This is a genomic window from Psychrobacter sp. FME13 (genome assembly GCF_014861395.1).
In the GTDB taxonomy this organism is placed as follows: domain Bacteria; phylum Pseudomonadota; class Gammaproteobacteria; order Pseudomonadales; family Moraxellaceae; genus Psychrobacter.
Map to the genome: position 1 here is coordinate 1 of NZ_RRYV01000004.1, position 21970 is coordinate 21970.

The window sequence follows — 21970 nt, forward strand, 5'->3', positions numbered from 1 at the left end:
TTCTCTTTGTTGTGGTAAACAAGAGTGTAAGGCGTTGCTTATTTTTTTCAACTATTTCCCAATTCTATACAGCCCCTAATGTTTCTTTAGACATAATAACTGTCCTCAATTTATAGTTGAATGTGCTTTAGATAAGTAATGTTTGGCATAAATATCTTTAGTAATCATTACACAGAAACCACATCATAAAATTTAAAAATCAACAGGAGTTTTTAAGATAACAATCCCTAATTCATTAAAGGTTTGCTGTCGATTTATGAGCGTTTGGATATTTGCATATAAAGAGCCAGCCTTATGCTATCTGACTTCCTATTATTTCAAGGTGCCATTTTATTTTAAAGTACCATTTTATTTTAAAGTGTCATTTAAGCTGTCTACAATATTCACTGACGTCTCTTCTTCGACTTGTTCGAACAGCTTTACGATGTCTTCATTGCGCATACGTATACAGCCATGAGAGAGAGGCGTACCCATCGGTTCAGTATCTGGTGTACCGTGAATATAAATATAACGCTGGTAAGTATCACAACCACCGTTACTATTACTACCCTTATTAACACCTGCTTCCAAACCGCTCAACCATAAAATACGGCTTAATATCCAGTCTCGCTCAGGGTGTAACTTACCAAGATCAGCACTATATATCTCGCCCGTCGGTACTCTCCCGACAAACACAGCCTTAATAGGTTCACTGCCACCTATTTTTTCTGCAATGACATGCTGTCCAAGTGGTGTACAACCGCTATCTTGTTGAGCACCAATACCGTTTTTTGCAGTAGATATCTGATATTGAGCGAGTTCTTTATTTTGTTGATAGACGGTGAGGGTTTGCTGGGCAATGCTAATGATTAACCGCGTGGCAATATTTCTGTTATTTGTCATGGGGTATTCCTGAGGCCATTTATATATTTATCATACTCTTTGGCATGTCATGCTTTAGATTGTGAAATTTACCATTTGTACATAGATCATAAGATGATACACCTCAAACAAAATGATTGAAAATTTCTAGTATTAAGGGATTGTATCAAGGCTTTTGGCACCGTAATATAGAGGCACACTTTTTGATGCTAGCAGATTATGACGACTATTTCACCGACACGTGTGTCGATGTATGATTTTCTATATCAAGATACCATACCTATGGTGTCATTATTGGCAGATACCGCAAAGCTTTCTTTACCACAAGCGCGTTTAGCCATGGATGCCAGTTTACAGGCAATTATTAGCGCGCTACTTGCGTATCAGCAACACCAAGATGGTCAAACAGTAAGCAAAAAGCTGTTTGGACGTGGTGCTGTCAAAGAACTGCGACAGTATAATTCTATGAATTTTGCAACCATTAGTGCGGCGCTATATCATCGCCACGATGCTGCAGATGCCATATTTTATGATAATGCTCGAGTCATTAAAGCGAGCGATTATATCGCCAAACAAGTGGGTACAACGACACAACAAATCCAAATTTTACTGACATCTTTATGCGTGATTGTACTCCGTGAGTTGGCTATTTTGGCAGAATATAGTCAACTTGATAATGATGAAATCAACAAGTGGTTTGCATTACAGCCACAGTTTTTATCATCAGCTCGGTTTACCGTCAGTAAACCCGAAAATTTGTCAACCGAACTGGCAAATAATGAAAGCCAAGAGGCTATAGCAACTGCTGAAAACTCTATAAAAACAAAAGACTCTGCAGATACTGACCTTTCAAGTATAGAGCAGCTATCAAGCACTCCCCCGCCTTTCGACCATTACTGGTACGAGCTAACAGCTTTCAAACCTGAAAATCATGAACCCGTACAAGACATGCAGCTGGCAACAGGTAACTATTTAAAAGCCATTGGTCGCTCACCAGACAACCTGCAGCAAGGGCGCCATAATGACATGCTGGTATTTGCAGACATGCACGATATTGCCTTGCCACATCAACGTTGGTTATTACAACTCGCAAAAATCTCTGACATCTATCTTAGTCGAAACCGGTTACGGATTACATCCGAACCTATCAATCCGCCAAAACCACCTTTGGTTAGCCTCGGACTAATCGGCGGTAATAGCGACAACACTCCAACCACGATTAGTGAAAAACCGATTGAGTATGAGCCAACAACGCCACTTTGGAAAAACCCTGTTATTATCATTATCATTCTAGTTATCAGTGTATTGGGGGCACTTGCAACCTTTAAATACCAGATAAAAAAAGCTGATGGTACTAAGCTTGCAGTAGAAGAAGTATTAGAGCAAGAAGCTATTGAAGAACGCCAATCACAAGATGTAGCCATCGTAAGAGTAGACGATGATGATACTGATAGTGCAGAGGTAGAAAAAACCGAGTAGCTAAGACCAAATAGTCGCTATCTAGTAATGGCTATCTATAAGACGTTAATGAAAGATAAAATGGTTACTAGAAACTTCGTTAAGGCATCATTTTATGCCTTGTCTGAAGCCGTTTTACTAATCATTAAGAATCAGCAGTGCCTATTTGTGAATATCAAATTGTGCATATCAAACACACCTTAATAAGCTCTCATCAACAATAAAAAACAGAGGCACTATACATATAGGCCTCTGCTTTTTTGTTTACGATTTAATTTCTTATTTAACTACAAACAATCAAATAAGATTACACTATCCCATCTTTCAGGTTTGGTGTTATTTTGATAAATCGCGACCACGGCTGGCTTCGATAGCTAGACGTAGGCCATTTAGACGGATAAATCCTTCCGCATCTTTTTGATCATAAGCACCAGCATCATCCTCGAACGTTGCGATTTTTTCATCAAACAATGAGTCTGCAGACTTACGACCTACAACACTAACACTACCTTTATATAACTTCACACGCACGGTGCCGTTGACGTACTCTTGAGACTTGTCGATTAGCTCTTGCAACATGACACGTTCAGGACTGAACCAATAGCCATTGTAGATAGTTTTAGCGTAGCGTGGCATCAACTCGTCTTTTAGATGCGCCGCTTCACGATCAAGAGTCAACGACTCAATACCGCGGTGCGCTTTTAGCATAATCGTACCAGCTGGTGTCTCATAGCAACCGCGTGACTTCATACCAACGTAACGGTTTTCTACGATATCCAAACGACCAATACCGTGCTTACCACCAAGCTCATTTAGCTTAATCATCACTTCAAAAGGCTTGAGCGCTTCACCATCGATAGCAACGATATCACCTTTTTTGTATTCCAACTCTAAATACTGTGCTTCGTCAGGTGCTTGTTCTGGACTGACTGACCAACGCCACATATCTTCTTCTGCTTCAGCATACGGATCTTCTAAAATGCCGCCTTCATAAGAGATATGCAAAAGATTGGCATCCATTGAGTACGGAGATTTTTTCTTATTGCCCGCATAATCAATTGCAATGTCATGCTCTTCGGCATAATTCATCAAGCTTTCGCGGCTAGACAAGTCCCATTCGCGCCAAGGAGCAATGGTAACCACATCTGGTGATAAGGCAACAGCACCAAGCTCAAAACGCACTTGATCGTTTCCTTTACCAGTTGCGCCATGACTAATAGCATCAGCGTTGTGTTCTTTGGCGATTTCTACCAAACGCTTGGCAATCAACGGACGTGCGATAGACGTGCCAAGCAAGTACTCACCTTCGTAGATAGCATTGGCACGGAACATTGGAAACACATAATCACGGGCAAACTCTTCACGCAAATCTTCGATGTGAATATGCTTTATACCCATGGCTTTCGCTTTAGCACGTGCCGGCTCAACTTCTTCACCTTGACCGATATCAGCGGTAAAAGTAATGACTTCTGCATCATAGGTTTCTTGTAGCCATTTAGCGATGATAGAGGTATCAAGGCCTCCAGAATAGGCCAAAACGATTTTATTAATATTTTTTGGATCAAGTTGAGCCATGAATAACTCCTATTATGAGCATTTAGTTTTAGTAGCAACGTTAAGATAAAATCAAAAGATAAATTACCTGCTCAGTGTACATCATATTTGCTATGGGCAAAAGTACAACTGCCCTAAGGCGGCAAGGTTTCGACTTAAATATTGGATATATAAGGTTTTCCTTATTCTTACCAAAGAACCTCGTGATGACGATATGGTCACACTCTAATAGTATATAAGCAAATATTCTAATCATCTCACAGAGCGAATAATAAATTATGCATAGATAGATAGTTAGCCACATATTTAGTCAAGTGGGCAAATCTGTTATGATAGCAACATAGTACTACTCCCTTTTACTTCCTGTATATGACGACATAGAGCGCTATAACATTATGACTGATTCAATTAGAGAGTTGACCATCCTTCAACCAGATGACTGGCATATTCACTTACGCGACGGTAATGCCCTAAGTACAACAGTACCGCATGCAGCAAATAGCTTTAATCGCGTCATTTGCATGCCAAACCTAGTACCGCCCGTCAAGAATATCGATGACGCCTTAGCCTACCGCGCACGTATCATGGCTCATCTTGAAGCTAGCGATTTGAGCACTGAGCGCAAAACGGCGTTTGATCCACGTATGACTTTATACCTAACAGATAAAACTACCGCACACGATATCGAGATGGCAGCCAAATCGGGTATCGTACAAGCCGTTAAACTTTATCCTGCGGGTGCCACTACCAACTCTACTGATGGCGTGACAGATATAAATGCCTGCGTCGATGTGTTTGATGCGCTAGAAAAATACAACATGCCCTTACTCATACATGGTGAAGTCACTCAAAACCATGTGGATATTTTTGACCGTGAAAAACGGTTTTTAGACGAAGTACTTGCTCAAATAATCGCCAAATTTCCTGCATTAAAAATTGTCGTCGAACACATTACCACCAGTGATGCAGCCGACTTTGTATTGGCTCAAGGTAATAACATTGCTGCTACTATCACCCCGCAGCATTTGATGTTTAACCGTAATCACTTATTGGTTGGTGGTATCAAACCACATTTTTATTGCTTGCCTATCTTAAAGCGTGAAAGTCACCAAAAAGTACTATTAGATGTTGCAACCAGTGGTAGTCCAAAATTCTTTTTAGGCACTGACTCTGCGCCACATGCGACAGATAAGAAAGAAGCTGCTTGTGGTTGTGCTGGCTGCTATAGCGCTGCTCACGCTTTGTCACTGTATGCCACTGCTTTTGATAGTGTTGGTAAAATAGATAAGCTAGAGGGTTTTGCCAGTCGCTTTGGCGCCCAATTTTACGGTATGCCATTAAATGAGAGCACTATCACCCTTGTTAATACGCCTATGCAAGTCCCAACCGCTTATCCCTACTTTGACGGTGGCACTGTGACCCCACTCATGGCAGGTGAGATGCTGCCTTGGTCTATTAAAGCATAAAGAAAATACCGCAGAACTCTCTATTTTTAACTCTATGATGGACACCCTGTCTTTGTAATAGGCAGTGTGACATCCATCATCAGATGCTTGTTGTTTAACTAAATATAACCGTATTGTTGATTCAATTTAAAATAAGATCAAAGCGACTAACCTCAGTAGGTAGATATGACACCTCAAGCGAGGTTAGCGCTGTCATTCTTTTATATTAAATTGACTTTATGACTGATAAAAGTGATTTAACTTTATATGACCACTCAAAATGATGCTGCAACAGACGAACAAACCCCAATGCGTTTAAAAGAACGTTTTCGTAAATTTTTGCCTGTCGTCGTCGATGTTGAAACAGCAGGTTTTAATGCACAAACAGATGCTTTATTAGAAATTGCCTGTATTCCAGTGCTACTGAATGAGCAAGGTGTGTTTTATCCAGGCGAAGCATTCAATGCCCATGTTGAACCTTTTGAAGGCGCAAATTTAGAGCCAAGTGCTCTCTCTTTTACAGGTATCGATCCAAACAACCCACTGCGTAAAGCCATTGCTGAAGATGAAAAAACTGCGTTACGCCGTATTTTTAAGGGTTTAAAGGAAGTGCGTCGTAGCGAAGAATGCCGTCAGTGCGTACTGATCGGACACAATGCCCATTTTGACCTAGCCTTTTTAAATGCTGCCGTGCTACGTACCAATAGCAAAAACCACAATCCATTCCATAATTTCTCAGTATTTGACACCGTGACATTATCTGCACTGGCATTTGGTCAAACCGTATTAGCACGTGCTTGTAAAGCAGCAGGACTAGATTTTGATGGTAAAGACGCTCACTCTGCACTATATGATACGCAAAAGACTGCTGAGCTGTTTTGTCATATTCTGAACCACTATCCAATGCTAGCGAATGCGATGCATAACGAAGACAGTACGGATGAATTATCCGACAGTGACAGTCAGTAAGTCACATATCCTATATTGCCAACCGCTCATAATAGTGCTATTTGTAATACTTGATGACTTTAACATCTTGATTTTACAATCAATAGGGATATGATTGGTATCATGACTGAAAAGCCCCCTCGTTTAACGATTGAATATGACTTAAAACTATTCACAACCCATAAACGAGCCGTCAACCTATAAAAGCACTCTAAGATGGTGTCGTTGTATCCTATAGATGGTTTAAGTTGCCCACGCTACCTTGATAGCAAATGTTGTAAATGCTACAAGGCTCAATAGAAGGGACTTTATCATGGATCCACAATTAAAATTATGGGGAACTATCATCGGTTATATGCTACTCGCGTTGACCATTAGCGCTTGTACTTCTTTATGGATTCGCTACCATTTAAAGCGTAAAGACCTACATCCTCGCCGCGCAATCAAAAAAAGATATTTAATTTTAAAAAGACGAAAAAAAAGGCTTGACAGAAAACGCAGACGCCATTAGAATACGCACCACTTCGGCATAAATGGTGAAAGCAGCTGAGGTGTTGTACTAGTCCCCATCGTCTAGAGGCCTAGGACACCGCCCTTTCACGGCGGTAACGGGGGTTCGAATCCCCCTGGGGACGCCACTATTTGGCGTCACTTGTTAGCAAAGATATATTAAAGTATTTGATAAGACTAATAAGTAAACCACCAAAAACCCCACTCATAAAATATTATGAGTGGGGTTTTTTTATGCTTAAATTTTAACAACGCTATCCTTTTTAAGGTCAGAATGATTAATAACTAACCTTGTAGTGTCTATCATAACAATATCTATCAAACTTTATCTGATAATACCAACCATAACACTGTTAGAATGATCATTAACCCAAGTACAGTTTGAATCAAAAAGAACGCTTGATGTTGACCAATCACCTTGCTCAATGTCACACCTAGTGTGCTGTACTTGATAGGCGGTGTATCAGTATTGCCAATTTTCACTTGTTCTTCATAATACCCTTGTAGGATATCTAAAAACGCTGGCCATTCATTTGGGGCCCATTCATACGGCTGAAATGGCATAAACTTTTTCAGTTCTGGCTCTTTTATCATCCAACGCTCAAGCGTGATTGAACGTAGCGACCAATCTGTAAAACGGCGCTGGCTAATTTTTGAAAAGTCTAAAATCTGCAGCTCTTTATGTCTACCGTCTACTAATAGACGATTTTTTAGGTTGGTTAGATCCTGCTCTGAGCCTTCTATATACTGCAAGAAGTAGCCATTACCATAACAGAGAATGCCCGTGATGTTGTCAGCCCTATTACGTGCAATAGAACCCTCCGAGATGTCATTAAGCGTACTAGGGCTTGAAAGGCCAGTCGATGTAATTTTACTTATGTATACAAACTGGCAAAGACCTGTCGTTACTGGATTTGTCGAATCATTGATTGTTGACAACTCCCTTCTCCCTATTTTTAGATAAATGCAGCTAAGACAACCATACTAACTTTAGAAAAAAACATAGAGACAAGACTTTAAGAAGCATCAAACCAGTCTGGTATATTATTGATTTTATAAATGTTTATATTAATTGTATTAAGTTGGTTACATCATAGGCTAGTTTCGTCATCAAAGCAATATCTGTTTACATTACACCAATAACAAACATTAATCTATAAAAAATATCTATTCTAAAGGGGGGTTGAGCAACCACAAACGTATTTTTAGAGAAGACTTTTTGGATTTAATAATAGAAAAGTACTGTGAAAGAGTAAGTGATTTCTCATTTATATTAGGGGATGTCCTCAACTCAAGCGATAGTCATATAACTTGGCCAAAAGCATGATTCAGTTAGATCCTATTAGCAATACGTCAAGATGACTGTGTTTGAGTAGCCAGAATAGCAGCCAACAATGTGGCATCATCAGGATAAGTGAGTTTGATGTTTTGACGACTGCCTGTCACTAGTCGAATAGGTAGCGCTAAGTGCTCAAAAGCACTGGCTTCATCGGTAATATCTAGTTGATACTCAGCGACATGTGCAAGGACTTGCTGTAATTGACCTAAGCGAAATACTTGCGGCGTTTGTGCTTGCCACATATGACGACGATCTATCGTGCATTTAGCATAAGAGTGAGTGCTATTTATAAGCTTATTTTGAGCGTTAGACTGAAGATAAGCCTCTTTTAGGGTATCTGCTACAGGAGTCGCTAAGATAGCACCATAAGGCTCTATCATCGCCGCTTCAATAACGTTATCAATATCATGAATGGGTACAGCAGGACGTGCCGCATCATGAATCAGCACCAAGTCTGAATCAGCAGCACCTGCTTTACTAATTGCCTCTACGCCTGCCTGTACTGACTGCCAACGCTCAGCTCCACCAATAGCATAATGTATTGGTAGCCCAAAATCGAGTGTGCCAGCTGTAGTGTCATCTGCTGCTATTACCAATAAACACTTATCAATATAAATACTACAAGCAAGCCTTGCCACACTATGCTGTAACAATGTTTGCTCTTGCAACATAGTATATTGTTTGGCTATAGACGATCCAAAACGATTACCGCGACCAGCTGCAACGATCATGGCATGTACATGAGGTGTGGTGTTCATAAGATGATACTCAAAAAACAGCCATCATGGCTGAAACCCATGACAGAATGACTAAGGAGAAATAAGGTAAGTAAAGACTTTTAGATGAATAGTGACTTTATTATAGATAACGAGAGATAAAATCTTTTAGAAAAGTAAGAGTGCTCAGTAACGGCTATGAGTCGTTGGTGCGGTTGATACTTGTACAAACGTCTCATTTGGTTTAATCAAGCCTAAGTCTAAGCGAGCGTGTTCTTCTACTGCCTCAAGACCAGTTTTTAGATCATATACGTCAGTACGTAGTAAATTATTTGCAGCCACTTGATTGTCATTTAAATTTTGCTGCTCTTCGATTTGCGCCGTTAGTTTATTATGCTCGAAACGACCGTTTTCACCCAGCCAATACTGATATTGCAATCCTAAAAGTACGGCAACGGCTAAAGCAAGTAGGATAAATTGGCTAAAGTATTTCATAAATTGGTAACGCCAAACGATAGAGAGACAGTAAATTAAAGTTAAGGTATGCTGGTTGAGCGATATATCCTCATAGCAGTGATGATATATCGCTCATTTTCCCACCCAACTTATTAACCACGTAGGCCGATAAACTCTTCACGGCCACGATAGCTTGCACGCACTTGCTGCTCGATACGTAGCAGCTGATTGTATTTTGCAACGCGATCTGAACGGCATAGTGATCCCGTTTTGATCTGACCTGCTGCTGTACCAACGGCTAGGTCTGCAATGGTGCTGTCTTCAGTCTCACCTGATCGGTGTGAGATAATCGTTGCATAGCCGTTGTTCTTCGCAAGATAAATCGCATCTAGTGTTTCTGACAAAGTGCCAATTTGGTTAAACTTAATCAAAATTGCGTTAGCGATTTTCTTATCAATACCTTCTTGCAAAATAGCAGGGTTGGTCACAAACAAATCATCACCAACCAGTTGGACTTTATCACCAATCTGCTCAGTCAAATACTTCCAACCATCCCAGTCAGACTCATCAAGACCATCTTCGATAGAGATAATAGGGTATTGACGCGCTAGCCCAACCAGGTAGTCTGAAAAACCTTGGCTATCAAAGGCTTTATTGCCTTCACCTGCCAAAACATACTGACCGTTTTTATAAAATTCGCTGGCCGCACAATCTAACGCTAGATGAATATCTTCACCTGCTTTATAGCCAACTTGCTCAATCGCTTGCATGATGACGGTGATGGCTTCTTCATTGCTACGCAAGTTTGGTGCAAAGCCGCCTTCATCACCAACAGCGGTATTCAAGCCTTGTGACTTTAACACTGATTTTAAACTGTGAAAAATCTCTGTACCCGCACGTAGCGCTTCTGAGAAGCTCGTAAACCCAACTGGCTCAATCATAAACTCTTGGATATCGACGGTATTGTCCGCATGCTCGCCACCGTTTAAGATATTCATCATCGGTACAGGCATCGTCAGTGATGTCTGATTGCGCATATTGGCAATGTACTGATGTAATGGCAAATTTTGTGATTTAGCAGCAGCTTTAGCAGTAGCCAGCGATACAGCTAGCATCGCATTGGCACCAAGATTGTCTTTGTTCTCTGTGCCATCTAGCGCGATCATTGCATCGTCAATGCTTTGCTGTTCTGTCACGTCTTTGTCCAGTAGAGCGCTACGAATTTGGCTATTGACGTTGGCAACAGCTTTTTTGACGCCTTTACCCATGTAGCGATCTTTGTCGCCATCACGCAGTTCAAGCGCTTCACGTGAGCCAGTAGAAGCACCACTTGGTGCAGCAGCACGGCCAATAGTGCCATCAGCCAAAATAACATCGGCTTCAATCGTCGGGTTACCGCGCGAGTCTAAAATCTCACGTGCACGAATGTCTTTAATTGCAGTAACGTTGGTGGTTTCTTCAGCGTACATAATGTCTGTTAATTCCTTTGGTCATGCCAAGTTTATGGGATAAATAACGGCAACTAGAATACAAAAAAGATAAAGCAAAATATCATATAGCACATGTACTTAAAACAGCTTTACATATTTGTAAAATCGGCCAAGTCTGAGTACGATTAAAGGTTTGTTTAGCATATCAAAAGCTGGCTATAGTGCGTGGCATCATAGCATAAATTTTACTAAACTTCCTTTACCTTACACCAACTTACGCCCATAAAATTACAGATGAGTAACGATAGTAGACGTAAATGGACTGGTCAATTGGCAATGATATTAATAATGAGATATTACTTATGTTTTCGTCGAAGCCGCGATATCAGTGTGAGCGTTAGAGACGGTATTCTCCAGCTCCACCTCTGTCTTAAATTTTGTCAATCGCAGTGCATTTATCAATACTGAGATAGAACTGAGCGCCATAGCAGCAGCGGCAATCATAGGATTTAAAAAACCAAAAGCGGCAAGCGGGATACCAATACAATTATAAATAAAGGCAAAAAATAAATTTTGTTTAATATTGTGCAATGTCGCTTGAGCAATTTTTTGAGCAGCATCAATATGCATGAGCGACTCGCCCATCAATCGTGCAGAGGCACTGTGCTGCGCCACATCAGTACCCTCAAACATTGCAAAGCTGGCATCGGCTGTTGCCATTGCTGGCGCATCGTTAACACCATCTCCTGCCATCGCCACTTTATGACCAGCAGTTTGTAACAAGGCAATTTGACTCGCTTTATCACGTGGACTCATCTTACCGTACGCTTGCTTGATACCCAGCTGCCCTGCCACATGATCGACGACGGACTGCTTATCACCACTCATCAAAATCACGTTGATACCAGCAGACTGTAATGCTGCGACTGCTTGTGGCGTATCAACTTTTAGATCATCCGCCAAAGCAAAAGCACCTAGTGCTTCATCGTTGATGCTAACTGCAACGGTGCTGGCAACTTGCCATGCTTTGGGCATCAGCTTGGGCAGCGTCAAATTAGCAAACGCTGCCGTACCAACCTTGATAAGTCCAAGTCCATCAATATGCGCTTGTATACCAGCACCTTTGATAACACTAATATCGGTCACACTCATCAATGGCAAATGACGATTATTTGCCGTATCAACTAACGCTGTCGCTAGCGGGTGACTGGCATGCGCTTCCACACTAGCTGCAAGTTGCAAAACATCATCAACAACAAGCGATTTATCTACCATCACATGATCAACGATAGTCGGCTTACCAATAGTTAGCGTACCTGTTTTATCCATAACAACAGTATCAATGTTACCGGCGGCTTCTAGGCTTTGGGCATCTTTGAACCACACACCATGACGGGCGGCGACACCCATACCAGCCATGATAGCGGCTGGCGTGGCCAAACCAAGCGCACAGGGACAAGCAATAACTAATACTGACACCGCATGCATCAATGCCGTATCCACCATACCTGTCAGCCACCATGTGACACCAAAGGTAACTAAGGCAATCGTTACGACAACAGGGACAAAAATCGCAGTGACTCTATCGGCAAGACGCGCTAAATCAGCTTTTGATCCTTGTGCATCGCTGAGCGCTTGTACCATATCGCCTAACTTGGTATCACTGCCTCTAGCACTGACGCGATATAGTAAGCTACCGTTTTCGACCAAGGCCCCTGCTAATAGTTTACTGCCCTCTTGTTTTTTAAGTGGGACTGACTCACCTGTTAAATGGCTTTCCACACACCAGCCACTACCATCAATAACAATACCATCTGTCGCTACTCGGCTACCTTGCTTTGCACGCAAAATATCACCAACTTGAACGTCTCTTAATGCGACGTTATGAAAATCACCATTTGGCTGCTGCTGCTCGACTTCGTCAGGGGTCAATGACAATAGTAAATCAATACTGTTTAGGCTCTGCTTTTTGGTACGCTCTTCCAGATACTTACCTGTCCGTACAAACGCAATGACCATTACCCCAGCTTCAAAATATACCGCAGGTGCATCCACATGACCACTTTGCAATAGACTGTTCAAACTGCCATCACCATGTGTCAGCCATAAATACGTTGAATAAGCCCAGATTGTTACTGTACCGATGACTACCAGTACGTCCATATTGGCAAGACCGCCTTTAATTGAGGCCCACGCACTCTTATAAAATGGCAATGCCAATCCAAACTGTACAATCGTCGCAATGATAAACTGCAACCAAATTGGTGGCATCCACGCCATACCAGAACCTGTCAGCATGCCTACCATACCGACCAAAAACGGCACCAAGCAAATCCATAACCCAATCAATCGCCAAGGATACTCTGTGGCCGTATCTTTAGTAGTTTGCTCAAACAAGCTATCACCTGCCTGAATATTGGCCACAAAACCTGTCTTGTTTACCCATTCCATGACTTGCTCAGGTGTGGCTTGTGTAGAGTCAAAATCGACATTGGCAGTCTCACCTGCAAAATTCACACTTACCTCGTAAACTGCAGGTTTTTTGTTCAAAACTTTTTCGATACGTGAAGCGCAGGCCTGACATGTCATACCATCAATCGCTAGTTGTAGATGTGATCGATTTGGTGTGAGTGGTGTACTGGAATGACTGTCAGCTTTAGTATCATAGACAGCACCATTGTCAGGCGAGGTAAAATTATTCATAAATAAAACTCGGTATGGCATTTATTCGTTATAGCATTTATAAAATCTTATGAGCCATAAAAATATCAGTGGGTGGAAAAATAAAATCTAAATACGCAATACTCAGGTTTTCTGTCGTTGAATTCAAACGGTTTTGATACCAGGCAACCTAGTGCAATCTATATAAACCTAAGAGACAAGCCAATAGCAGCAACCTTTGAGCATTAAAAAACCAGCCATGATAGCTGGTTTTTTCAAAGAAAAAACCATACTTATGAGCGAACGACAGTCGCGTCAAAACCAGCATCGTCGATAGCTGACACAATGGCTTCGGCGTCGGTTTTGCTATCATCAAAAGTAACGGTTGCTTGATTGTCTATGAGCTCAATACTAATGTCATTTAGGCCATCGATATCAGCAGTTGCATTGTAGACACTGGCTACGCAACCACCGCAAGTCATGCCATCAATTTTAATAATATGGGTTTGGTCTGCCATGTTAGGCTCCTTATTTTTATGTATGAATAGATAAGTGTATTAATAAATAAGTTTTTACGACTCATCATCGTAATGTGGATTTTGTGGTGCATCAATAGGAAATGGTTGGGTCACATAATCGACCATACTAATTGCTGCTGTTAGCGCATGAATACTCGTCTGAGTATCATCATAACGTACCATAGCGATATGATGAGCGGTATCCAAATCGATAGCGGTGACACCTGTGATATTTTTTAGCGCAGTCATCACGCTATCTAATCCTTCAGCGTCATCGATGTTTGCAATACTGACTTGTGCTGTTTGCATGGACATTATAGTACCCTCCTGTTCTGATGCTATTAGCAAGTACTGCTAATGAGTGTCTAGGGTTTCAAAACCTTTGACCAAGTCATCAATCTGCTTAAGCTGACGCAAAAATGGCTCCAGCTGACTCATACGCAATGCACAAGGGCCATCACATTTTGCCGTTTCAGGACTTGGGTGCGCTTCTAAAAACAACCCTGCCAACCCTGTTGCCATACCTGCACGTGCAAGTGTGGTGATTTGCTCTCGACGACCACCAGCACTATCACTACGCGCACCAGGCTGTTGTAAACTGTGCGTTACATCAAAAAATACAGGGATATCCATCTGCTTCATGGTGTCAAAACCAAGCATATCGACAACTAGATTGTTATAACCAAAAGCACTGCCACGCTCGCACAGTATCAATTGGTCATTACCACCTTCGAGACATTTGTTGACGATATGGCGCATCTCATGTGGTGCTAAAAACTGGGCTTTTTTGATATTGATAATGGCGTCTGTCTTTGCCATTGCATGAACCAAATCCGTCTGACGTGATAAAAAAGCAGGTAGTTGAATAATATCTGCCACTTCAGCGACAGGTGCTGCTTGATGTGGCTCATGAACGTCAGTAATAATAGGTACTTGATACTTTTCTTTTATTTGACCTAGCCAGTCAATGCCTTTCGCCAATCCTGGGCCTCTATACGAGTGTAGACTTGAACGATTGGCCTTATCGAAGCTGGCCTTAAAGACATAATCAATCCCCAAACGTTGACATATCTCAATATACTGCTCTGCAATCTCAAACGCCAATTCTCTAGACTCTAAAACGTTCATACCACCGAACAACACAAATGGTTGATCATTACCAATATTAATGGTGTTATTACTGGGTGTCGTAAGCTGAATATGTGATTGTGCTGCTGATAAATTATCCATTAAGCAATCTTCCTATTTATTGTTATCTGAATTTCTATCGCCTATTGTAACCGATAGCCCAATTAATAAAAGTATTCAAGCGTAATCACCTGCAATCAAGCAAGATATCAGAAATATAAGTCATACTTCTGCCTCTAAAAATGCAGATTAAAAAAAGACCGATTCGAAAATCAGTCTTTTTTTAGGCAAATATAAAAGCGTTGAGTGCTACTTGATTTGAGCTATTTCGCTTCGCTATAGTTCTTCGCTGCTTTTACAAAGCTATTAAACAGTGGATGACCACCGCGTGGCGAGCTGGTGAACTCAGGATGAAATTGTACAGCCACAAACCATGGATGGTCAGCAAGCTCAACTGATTCAACCAAATGCTGCTTGGCAGAATAGCCCGATATGCTCATACCTGCTTGTTCTAGTGGCTCGATATAGCGATTGTTCATCTCATAACGGTGGCGATGACGCTCAGTGATGTTTTTAGTACCATAAATTTGGCTCAACTTGCTACCAGCGACCAATTCGGCTTGCTGTGCGCCTAAACGCATGGTACCACCAAGATCTGAGTCATCATTACGAATCTGTAGCTCACCGCGCTCATCTAACCACTCGGTGATAAGACCGATGATTGGCTCTGCTGTCTTACGATCAAACTCAGAGGAATTAGCATTAATGTTGAGCACATTGCGCGCATACTCAATCACTGCCAACTGCATACCCAGACAGATACCCAAATAAGGAACGTTGTTTTCGCGTGCATAAGTGATGGCTTTCATTTTACCAATGGTACCGCGCTCACCAAAACCACCTGGCACTAGGATAGCATCAGCATCATTGAGCTGCGCCAATAAGCTGTCATCATCTTCTAAACGTTCAGCATCGACATAATCAATCTTGACGTCTGCTTTGTGCATGATACCAGCATGGAGCAATGCTTCGTTAATAGACTTATAAGCATCAGGTAGCTCGACATATTTACCGACCATCGCGACAGTAACCGTCGTCTCAGGATTCAACTGCGCTTCAACCACTTTATCCCAATCGCTCAAATCTGCTTCTGGTACGTCAAGACCAAAACGCTCACAAATCAAATCATCAAGATCTTGCTCATGCAACGTACGCGGTATTTGATAGATGCTTTGAGCATCTTCACACATAATAACCGCACGCTCTTCTACATTGGTAAATAGTGCAATCTTATGGCGATTGTCTTGTGAAATGTGATGTTCAGAACGGCAAATCAGTACATCAGGCTGTAGACCGATAGAGCGCAACTCTTTCACTGAATGCTGAGTTGGCTTGGTTTTGGTTTCACCGGCACTTGCGATATAAGGCACTAATGTCAAATGCATCAGCATGGCTCTATTACGGCCAAGCTCTACTTGCATTTGGCGTACCGCTTCCATGAATGGCAGTGATTCGATGTCACCAACGGTACCACCAATCTCGATGATAGCGATGTCATAACCTTCACCACTGGCCAAGATTTTACTCTTGATTTCGTCAGTGATATGCGGGATAACCTGTACCGTACCGCCGAGATACTCACCGCGGCGCTCTTTATTCAAGACGTTTTGATAGATACGACCACTGGTGAAGTTATTGCTCTTACTCATCTTTGAATGACGTAAAAAGCGCTCATAATAGCCCAAATCTAAATCTGTCTCGGCACCATCTTCGGTAACGAACACTTCACCATGCTGGAATGGGCTCATCGTACCTGGATCGACATTGATGTACGGATCCATTTTGGTCATCGTGACAGTCACGCCACGTGCTTCGAGTATCGCGGCAAGAGAGGCTGCGGTGATACCTTTTCCTAGTGAGGACACTACCCCACCGGTCACAAATATAAACTTGGTCATAGTACTCTTTCGGTAATTGGTAAAGAAGGATTTTACTAAAAATACGCCATAAAATATAGGGCAAAAATGCAAACTGTCTGAAACTCTTATTTTTTTGTATGGGCAATCAACATTGTTCTGTCATTAAAACACCACACAACAAAAAAACTCACCCCGAAGGATGAGTTTTTTTAATCAGATTCTAATGGTTAGATTAGAATTTGTATTCGATACCAGCACCGATACCAAAGCCATCAAAGTCTACTTCTTCACGATCAGAGGTACCATCTACATAAGTTGTAAGAGTTTCATCTTCAGCGCCAGCATAAGCACCGTAGATATGACCAGTTGTTGCTGCGTTGAATGCATACTTGCCACCTACAACTGCACGGTAAGCTTCAGAATCCTCAAAACCAGCGTAGTTGTTTACAAAGTCACCTTGCGCATAGGCAGTCCAAGGAGTCGCAGTAGCCATCTCACCACTGATAGTGATTGCATTTTCGTTGTCATCAGTATCATAGTCAGTGTTTTGATATAGAGCACCTAGCGTCACAGCTGGGCTGATTGCATAGTTACCACTAACACGTGCTGCTTTAACATCACGTGCTGCTTTAACATCACGTGCTTGGATGTAAGAAGCACCAACGTTCATTGGACCTGTTTCATACTTAGCACCAAGACCGAAACCATCACGATCTAATGTATCAGTGCTGTTGTTTTCGTCCATTGCATACATTGCCATGAACTGTAAACCGTTGTTTTCAGGCGTGAAGTAAGCAAAAGAGTTGTTGATACGTGGCGCATCAAAGCTCGCTAGTACGTTATCACCACCTAATACACCACCTTGAGTGACGTTGGCATAGTTCACATAGTCATCAATAGCAGTCAAACGACCAGCTACTACTGTACCGTATTCTGCATTTTCTAAACCAAGATAGGTATCACGTGAATAAAACTGATCACCATCAGCATCAACATCAATACCATACTCTAATTGATAAAGGATGTCTGTGTTTGCAGTTAAAGCTTCAGAACCTTTAAGACCAATACGTGAAGAGTTAGAGTTTAGTTGGCTACGATCATCTGCATCTACTGAACTGTTTGATGTGCCAGTAACACTTCCATCAGCAGCATAATTTGTAATTTTAGTATCAGTGTCGCCAGTATTAAGATCTAAAGTTAAAAAGGCTTTACCATATACGGTAGGAGCGGCGTTGGCTGCAGAAACAGATAGGGCAGCAACTGCTGTAGCTAAAAGTAGTTTTTTCATGGGTATCTCCACTTTACAATTTTAGTAATAAGCTAGCTATTATTAGCTGGTGCTCATAATGGTATCGTCACAAATCCTCAAAGATATAATGTGTAACTGGCTACCGAGATTAGTCAGGAACAAGTGTGGCGAATTTCTATTACAGTAAGATGAAAAAAACCATGGCTTACACGATTGGGATTAAAAAAGTAACATTCATGTAAATATTGGTCTTTATCACTCCATTGCGTAACATCCGTTACCAAACTCATACTTCGAGTACAAGCATATCAACTTTGACATAATTTGCAACACATTTTTTTGGTTTTTGAATATAGAAATCCGCAAACACTATATTCCTTATAGAATGTAAGCCTTTACAAAAATTCCTCTGTTTTCTCAAAGAGATAAAGGCAAGATTGATTAGCATAAATACTAAAAACATAACATCGTGGTCATAAATATCATATAAAAGACAAAAATAAAGCGATACCTGTCGAAACAAGTATCGCTCATAATATGTTTGTAGTCCTGTAACAAAACCCTGTTACAGATCTCAGCTACATGAGCTTATTACCAGACCAAGCGCCATGATTCAACTATCGAGCCACATTATTATCAACACCGATATCAACACCGATAAAATAAACTAATGTTATCAAAGCATGTCATCACTTTAAACACAGTGACCAAAACGACAGCCAAACTCAAAAAATAGTCAGGATAATATCAAGCGATTTAATGCAGTTTAGCCAGAATTTGGGCCGCTTCAAGCCATTTACGGCTTAAATGAGCTCAGTGCTAGGTCACAGCCTAGCATCAGTGTATATCTAACTCTAAGTATTCGCTTTTAAGTCAAGGCGTGCTTGATGCAGTAATGGCTCAGTATAGCCACTAGGCTGCTCACGACCTTTAAACACCAAGTCACAAGCCGCTTTGAATGCATAAGAGTTTTCAAAATCACTGGCCATCGCTTGATAACTGCTGTCACCGGCATTCTGCTCATCAACAACTTTTGCCATGCGTTTCATGGTCTCTAACACTTGCTCTTCACTGACGACATTATGATGCAACCAGTTGGCTATATGCTGGCTTGAGATACGCAATGTGGCCCTATCCTCCATGAGACCGACATCATTGATATCAGGTACTTTAGAGCAACCTACACCTTGATTGACCCAACGTACAACATAACCTAAGATGCCTTGAGCGTTATTGTCTAGCTCTTGCTGCTTTTCTTCTTTTGTCCAGCTGGTATCTTTCGCCAATGGAATGGTCAAAATATCATCTAAGCTAGCACGCTCACGTGATTTCAGGCCATCTTGGACATCAGCGACATTTACTTGATGATAGTGCATACTGTGTAAGGTTGCGCCTGTTGGTGATGGCACCCATGCGGTACTGGCACCAGACTGAGGATGTGCCGCTTTAGTATCCATCATTTCCTTCATCTCATCAGGCTTCGCCCACATGCCTTTACCAATCTGAGCAACACCCTGTAAACCTGTCTCTAGACCGATATCTACATTCCACTGCTCATAAGCTGGTTGCCATGTTTGTGACTTCATCTCGCCTTTTGGTACAAATGCTCCAGCATTCATACTGGTGTGCATCTCGTCACCCGTACGGTCTAAGAAGCCTGTGTTAATAAAGATGACACGTTCTTTTGCTTGACGAATGGCTTCTTTTAAGTTGACCGTCATACGACGCTCTTCGTCCATGATACCGATTTTAATAGTATTGCGCTCTAGGCCTAATAGATCTTCTGTCGCGTTAAACAAGTCATTGGCCATTTTCACTTCTTCAGGGCCATGCATTTTTGGCTTAACAATATACATAGAGCCTTTACGTGAATTCGATAGCGCGTTTGTACCTTTGAGATCATTTAAAGATAATAGCGGTGTAATCAGACCATCCATCAGGCCTTCAAATATTTGCTCTTGACCATTCCCTAAATCCACTAGGATTGCTGGATTTTGCATCAAGTGACCGACATTACGGATAAGCAATAATGAACGACCCGGTAGGATAAGCTTGCCACCGTCTGGCGTGGTGTATTCACGGTCTGGATTTTGCTTACGAGTGCGTGTCTTGCCACCTTTTTCAAAAGTTTCTTGTAGGTCCGCATTCATCAAGCCAAGCCAGTTGCGATAGACTTCAACTTTTTCTTCGGCATCAACGGCAGCGATTGAATCTTCACAATCTTGAATCGCAGTAATCGCGGACTCAAGCAATACGTCTTTGATGTTTGCTGGATCATCTTTGCCTACTGGATTATTGGCGTCGATTTGAATTTCGGCATGCAAATTATTATTTTTTAATAAAATACCTGTAGGCGCTGCTGCATCACCCACAAAACCTGCAAATTTTTCAGCGGATTTTAACGAAGTACTACTATCACCCTGAACAATCTCAAGCTGACCATCAACGACTTTAAAGCCTGTAGCATCATTGTATGAACCTGATGCTAGCGCAAAATGCTCATCTAAGAATGCTTTAGCGTAAGCAACAACAGCAGCACCGCGAGTCGGATTATAGCCGCCTGTCGCTTCTTGACCATTTTCATCACTAATAACATCGGTACCATATAACGCATCATATAAACTACCCCAACGTGCGTTGGTCGCGTTCAGTGCATAACGAGCATTGCGTACGGGTACCACCAGCTGTGGCCCTGCAATATGCGCAATCTCGTCATCGACATTTTGGGTACTGACTTTGAAATCATCACCCTCTGGTAATAAATAGCCAATCTCTTGTAGGAAAGCCTTATATGTTGGGTAATCTATCTCGCCATCTTTGGCAGGGTGTTGTAGATGCCACTCATCAATCTGTGCTTGAATCTTGTCACGAGTTTCTAGTAGCGCCTTATTACGCGGGGTGAACTCTTTAATGACTTTTTCAAAACCTAACCAATAACTGTCTGAATCAACACCGACTTTCGGCAGCACTTCGTTTTCAATAAAATCATACAATTGCTGATCGATGGCAAGAATACCTTTTTGAATACGATTGGCGTTAGAAGATTGGCTCATGTTGTTATCCTTATCTGTTCGTGAGGGTGTAAAAACGAAGTTACTACCGCAATGGTTGGACATTGTCGGTCTTAGACATCTATTCCAAGTTTAGATGAAGTACGAAGCAAACTTATTTTTCTATCTTATAAGTTTGTCATGAATAGCGACTCAAGCATTTATGCTATGCTACTGAAGTGAATTTTCAATCTGAATAATTACAACTAAATGGGCTAAAAATAGCTAAACCTTTACCAAGCCACTTTCCTTGTTTGGCTGCCATTTGTCTTATTTTTATATCCATTTTAAAAATGAGAACACGCTTTGGCATGATATTTCAGCCATAGCATCAAAAGATGCTTACTAATAATATGCCAAAAACCGGTAACAGGCGCAAATGTATTTGTTTATTCTACAATGACTGCAACTGGGTAACTGCTACTTTATACCGTACTGCCAGTTGCTATAATACTCACCACCCATGACTAAGCGATGACGCATATATCAATATGCAAGATAAAAAATATGCTTCAATGAAATCTCATCGTACTATCAAATAAAGAAATAAACAAGAGAATAGCATTCACCAAGTAAATACTGGGGTTGTCTAATAATGATAACCTATACACCATCAGTGCTAAGGTGGCTCATGAATCATTTTTAATGATGAAGAGATGCTTTAGTTATGAAACATAAGCAATGAGACATAAGTAATAGAACATATATAAACAATGAGTAATCATTAC

18 protein-coding genes and 1 tRNA gene are annotated in these 21970 nt (G+C 41.4%); 5 read left to right on the plus strand and 14 right to left on the minus strand.

Translation table 11 applies throughout. From position 1 onward, the window contains the following. Positions 1-348 precede the first annotated feature (348 nt). Positions 349-882: a L,D-transpeptidase gene (locus tag EI164_RS01195; RefSeq protein WP_192518176.1), complete on the minus strand. Its 534-nt coding sequence runs from the start codon at positions 880-882 to the stop codon at positions 349-351. A 198-nt stretch (positions 883-1080) separates the two neighbouring features. Between EI164_RS01195 and EI164_RS01200 the strand changes: the two genes are divergently transcribed. After that, complete coding sequence (locus tag EI164_RS01200) at positions 1081-2340, plus strand: hypothetical protein (RefSeq protein WP_192518177.1); 1260 nt, start codon at positions 1081-1083, stop codon at positions 2338-2340. Positions 2341-2655: 315 nt separating this feature from the next. Here EI164_RS01200 and EI164_RS01205 read toward each other — a convergent pair whose 3' ends face one another. After that, complete coding sequence (locus EI164_RS01205; protein WP_192518178.1) at positions 2656-3894, minus strand: argininosuccinate synthase; 1239 nt, start codon at positions 3892-3894, stop codon at positions 2656-2658. A 374-nt stretch (positions 3895-4268) separates the two neighbouring features. On the opposite strand from EI164_RS01205, the gene pyrC reads away from it, so the two are divergent. The 4 genes from pyrC to EI164_RS01225 all read left to right on the plus strand — a co-directional run bounded on the left by pyrC (position 4269) and on the right by EI164_RS01225 (position 6904). Beyond that, complete coding sequence (pyrC, locus tag EI164_RS01210) at positions 4269-5339, plus strand: dihydroorotase (RefSeq protein ID WP_192518179.1); 1071 nt, start codon at positions 4269-4271, stop codon at positions 5337-5339. 246 nt (positions 5340-5585) lie between these two features. Beyond that, positions 5586-6287, plus strand: coding sequence for a ribonuclease T (rnt, locus tag EI164_RS01215; protein WP_192518180.1), 702 nt, complete (start codon positions 5586-5588; stop codon positions 6285-6287). Positions 6288-6579: 292 nt separating this feature from the next. Then, complete coding sequence (locus tag EI164_RS01220) at positions 6580-6777, plus strand: hypothetical protein (protein ID WP_192518181.1); 198 nt, start codon at positions 6580-6582, stop codon at positions 6775-6777. Positions 6778-6828: 51 nt separating this feature from the next. Beyond that, a tRNA-Glu gene (locus EI164_RS01225) sits at positions 6829-6904 on the plus strand. 190 nt (positions 6905-7094) lie between these two features. Here the strand turns inward: EI164_RS01225 and EI164_RS01230 are convergent. The 12 genes from EI164_RS01230 to EI164_RS17275 all read right to left on the minus strand — a co-directional run bounded on the left by EI164_RS01230 (position 7095) and on the right by EI164_RS17275 (position 21555). Then, positions 7095-7715: a BLUF domain-containing protein gene (locus EI164_RS01230; protein WP_192518182.1), complete on the minus strand. Its 621-nt coding sequence runs from the start codon at positions 7713-7715 to the stop codon at positions 7095-7097. A 414-nt stretch (positions 7716-8129) separates the two neighbouring features. Further along, positions 8130-8873, minus strand: coding sequence for a 2-C-methyl-D-erythritol 4-phosphate cytidylyltransferase (gene ispD, locus EI164_RS01235; protein WP_192518183.1), 744 nt, complete (start codon positions 8871-8873; stop codon positions 8130-8132). Positions 8874-9017: 144 nt separating this feature from the next. Next, positions 9018-9326 carry an FtsB family cell division protein gene (locus tag EI164_RS01240; RefSeq protein WP_192518184.1) on the minus strand — a complete coding sequence of 103 codons (309 nt, stop codon included), beginning with the start codon at positions 9324-9326 and terminating at the stop codon, positions 9018-9020. A 113-nt stretch (positions 9327-9439) separates the two neighbouring features. After that, the gene (gene eno / locus EI164_RS01245; protein ID WP_192518185.1) at positions 9440-10756 is read right to left on the minus strand and encodes a phosphopyruvate hydratase; all 1317 of its coding nucleotides are present in this window, start codon (positions 10754-10756) and stop codon (positions 9440-9442) included. A 321-nt stretch (positions 10757-11077) separates the two neighbouring features. Beyond that, positions 11078-13420 (minus strand): heavy metal translocating P-type ATPase, encoded by a 2343-nt coding sequence (locus tag EI164_RS01250; protein ID WP_192518186.1) that lies wholly within the window; start codon positions 13418-13420, stop codon positions 11078-11080. Positions 13421-13671: 251 nt separating this feature from the next. Next, positions 13672-13896, minus strand: coding sequence for a heavy-metal-associated domain-containing protein (locus EI164_RS01255; RefSeq protein ID WP_192518187.1), 225 nt, complete (start codon positions 13894-13896; stop codon positions 13672-13674). A 54-nt stretch (positions 13897-13950) separates the two neighbouring features. Next, positions 13951-14211, minus strand: coding sequence for a heavy-metal-associated domain-containing protein (locus EI164_RS01260; protein WP_192518188.1), 261 nt, complete (start codon positions 14209-14211; stop codon positions 13951-13953). A 39-nt stretch (positions 14212-14250) separates the two neighbouring features. Then, entirely contained in the window at positions 14251-15126 is an 876-nt protein-coding gene (gene kdsA / locus EI164_RS01265) for a 3-deoxy-8-phosphooctulonate synthase (protein WP_192518189.1), read from the minus strand. A 221-nt stretch (positions 15127-15347) separates the two neighbouring features. Continuing rightward, positions 15348-16982 carry a CTP synthase gene (locus EI164_RS01270; RefSeq protein WP_192518190.1) on the minus strand — a complete coding sequence of 545 codons (1635 nt, stop codon included), beginning with the start codon at positions 16980-16982 and terminating at the stop codon, positions 15348-15350. Between the two features lie 193 nt (positions 16983-17175). Next, on the minus strand, positions 17176-18231 hold the full coding sequence (locus EI164_RS01275; protein WP_192518191.1) for a porin: 1056 nt from the start codon (positions 18229-18231) through the stop codon (positions 17176-17178). Between the two features lie 815 nt (positions 18232-19046). Then, positions 19047-21245 carry a malate synthase G gene (locus EI164_RS01280; RefSeq protein ID WP_192518192.1) on the minus strand — a complete coding sequence of 733 codons (2199 nt, stop codon included), beginning with the start codon at positions 21243-21245 and terminating at the stop codon, positions 19047-19049. Positions 21246-21429: 184 nt separating this feature from the next. Then, complete coding sequence (locus EI164_RS17275; RefSeq protein WP_263972650.1) at positions 21430-21555, minus strand: hypothetical protein; 126 nt, start codon at positions 21553-21555, stop codon at positions 21430-21432. Positions 21556-21970 lie beyond the last annotated feature (415 nt).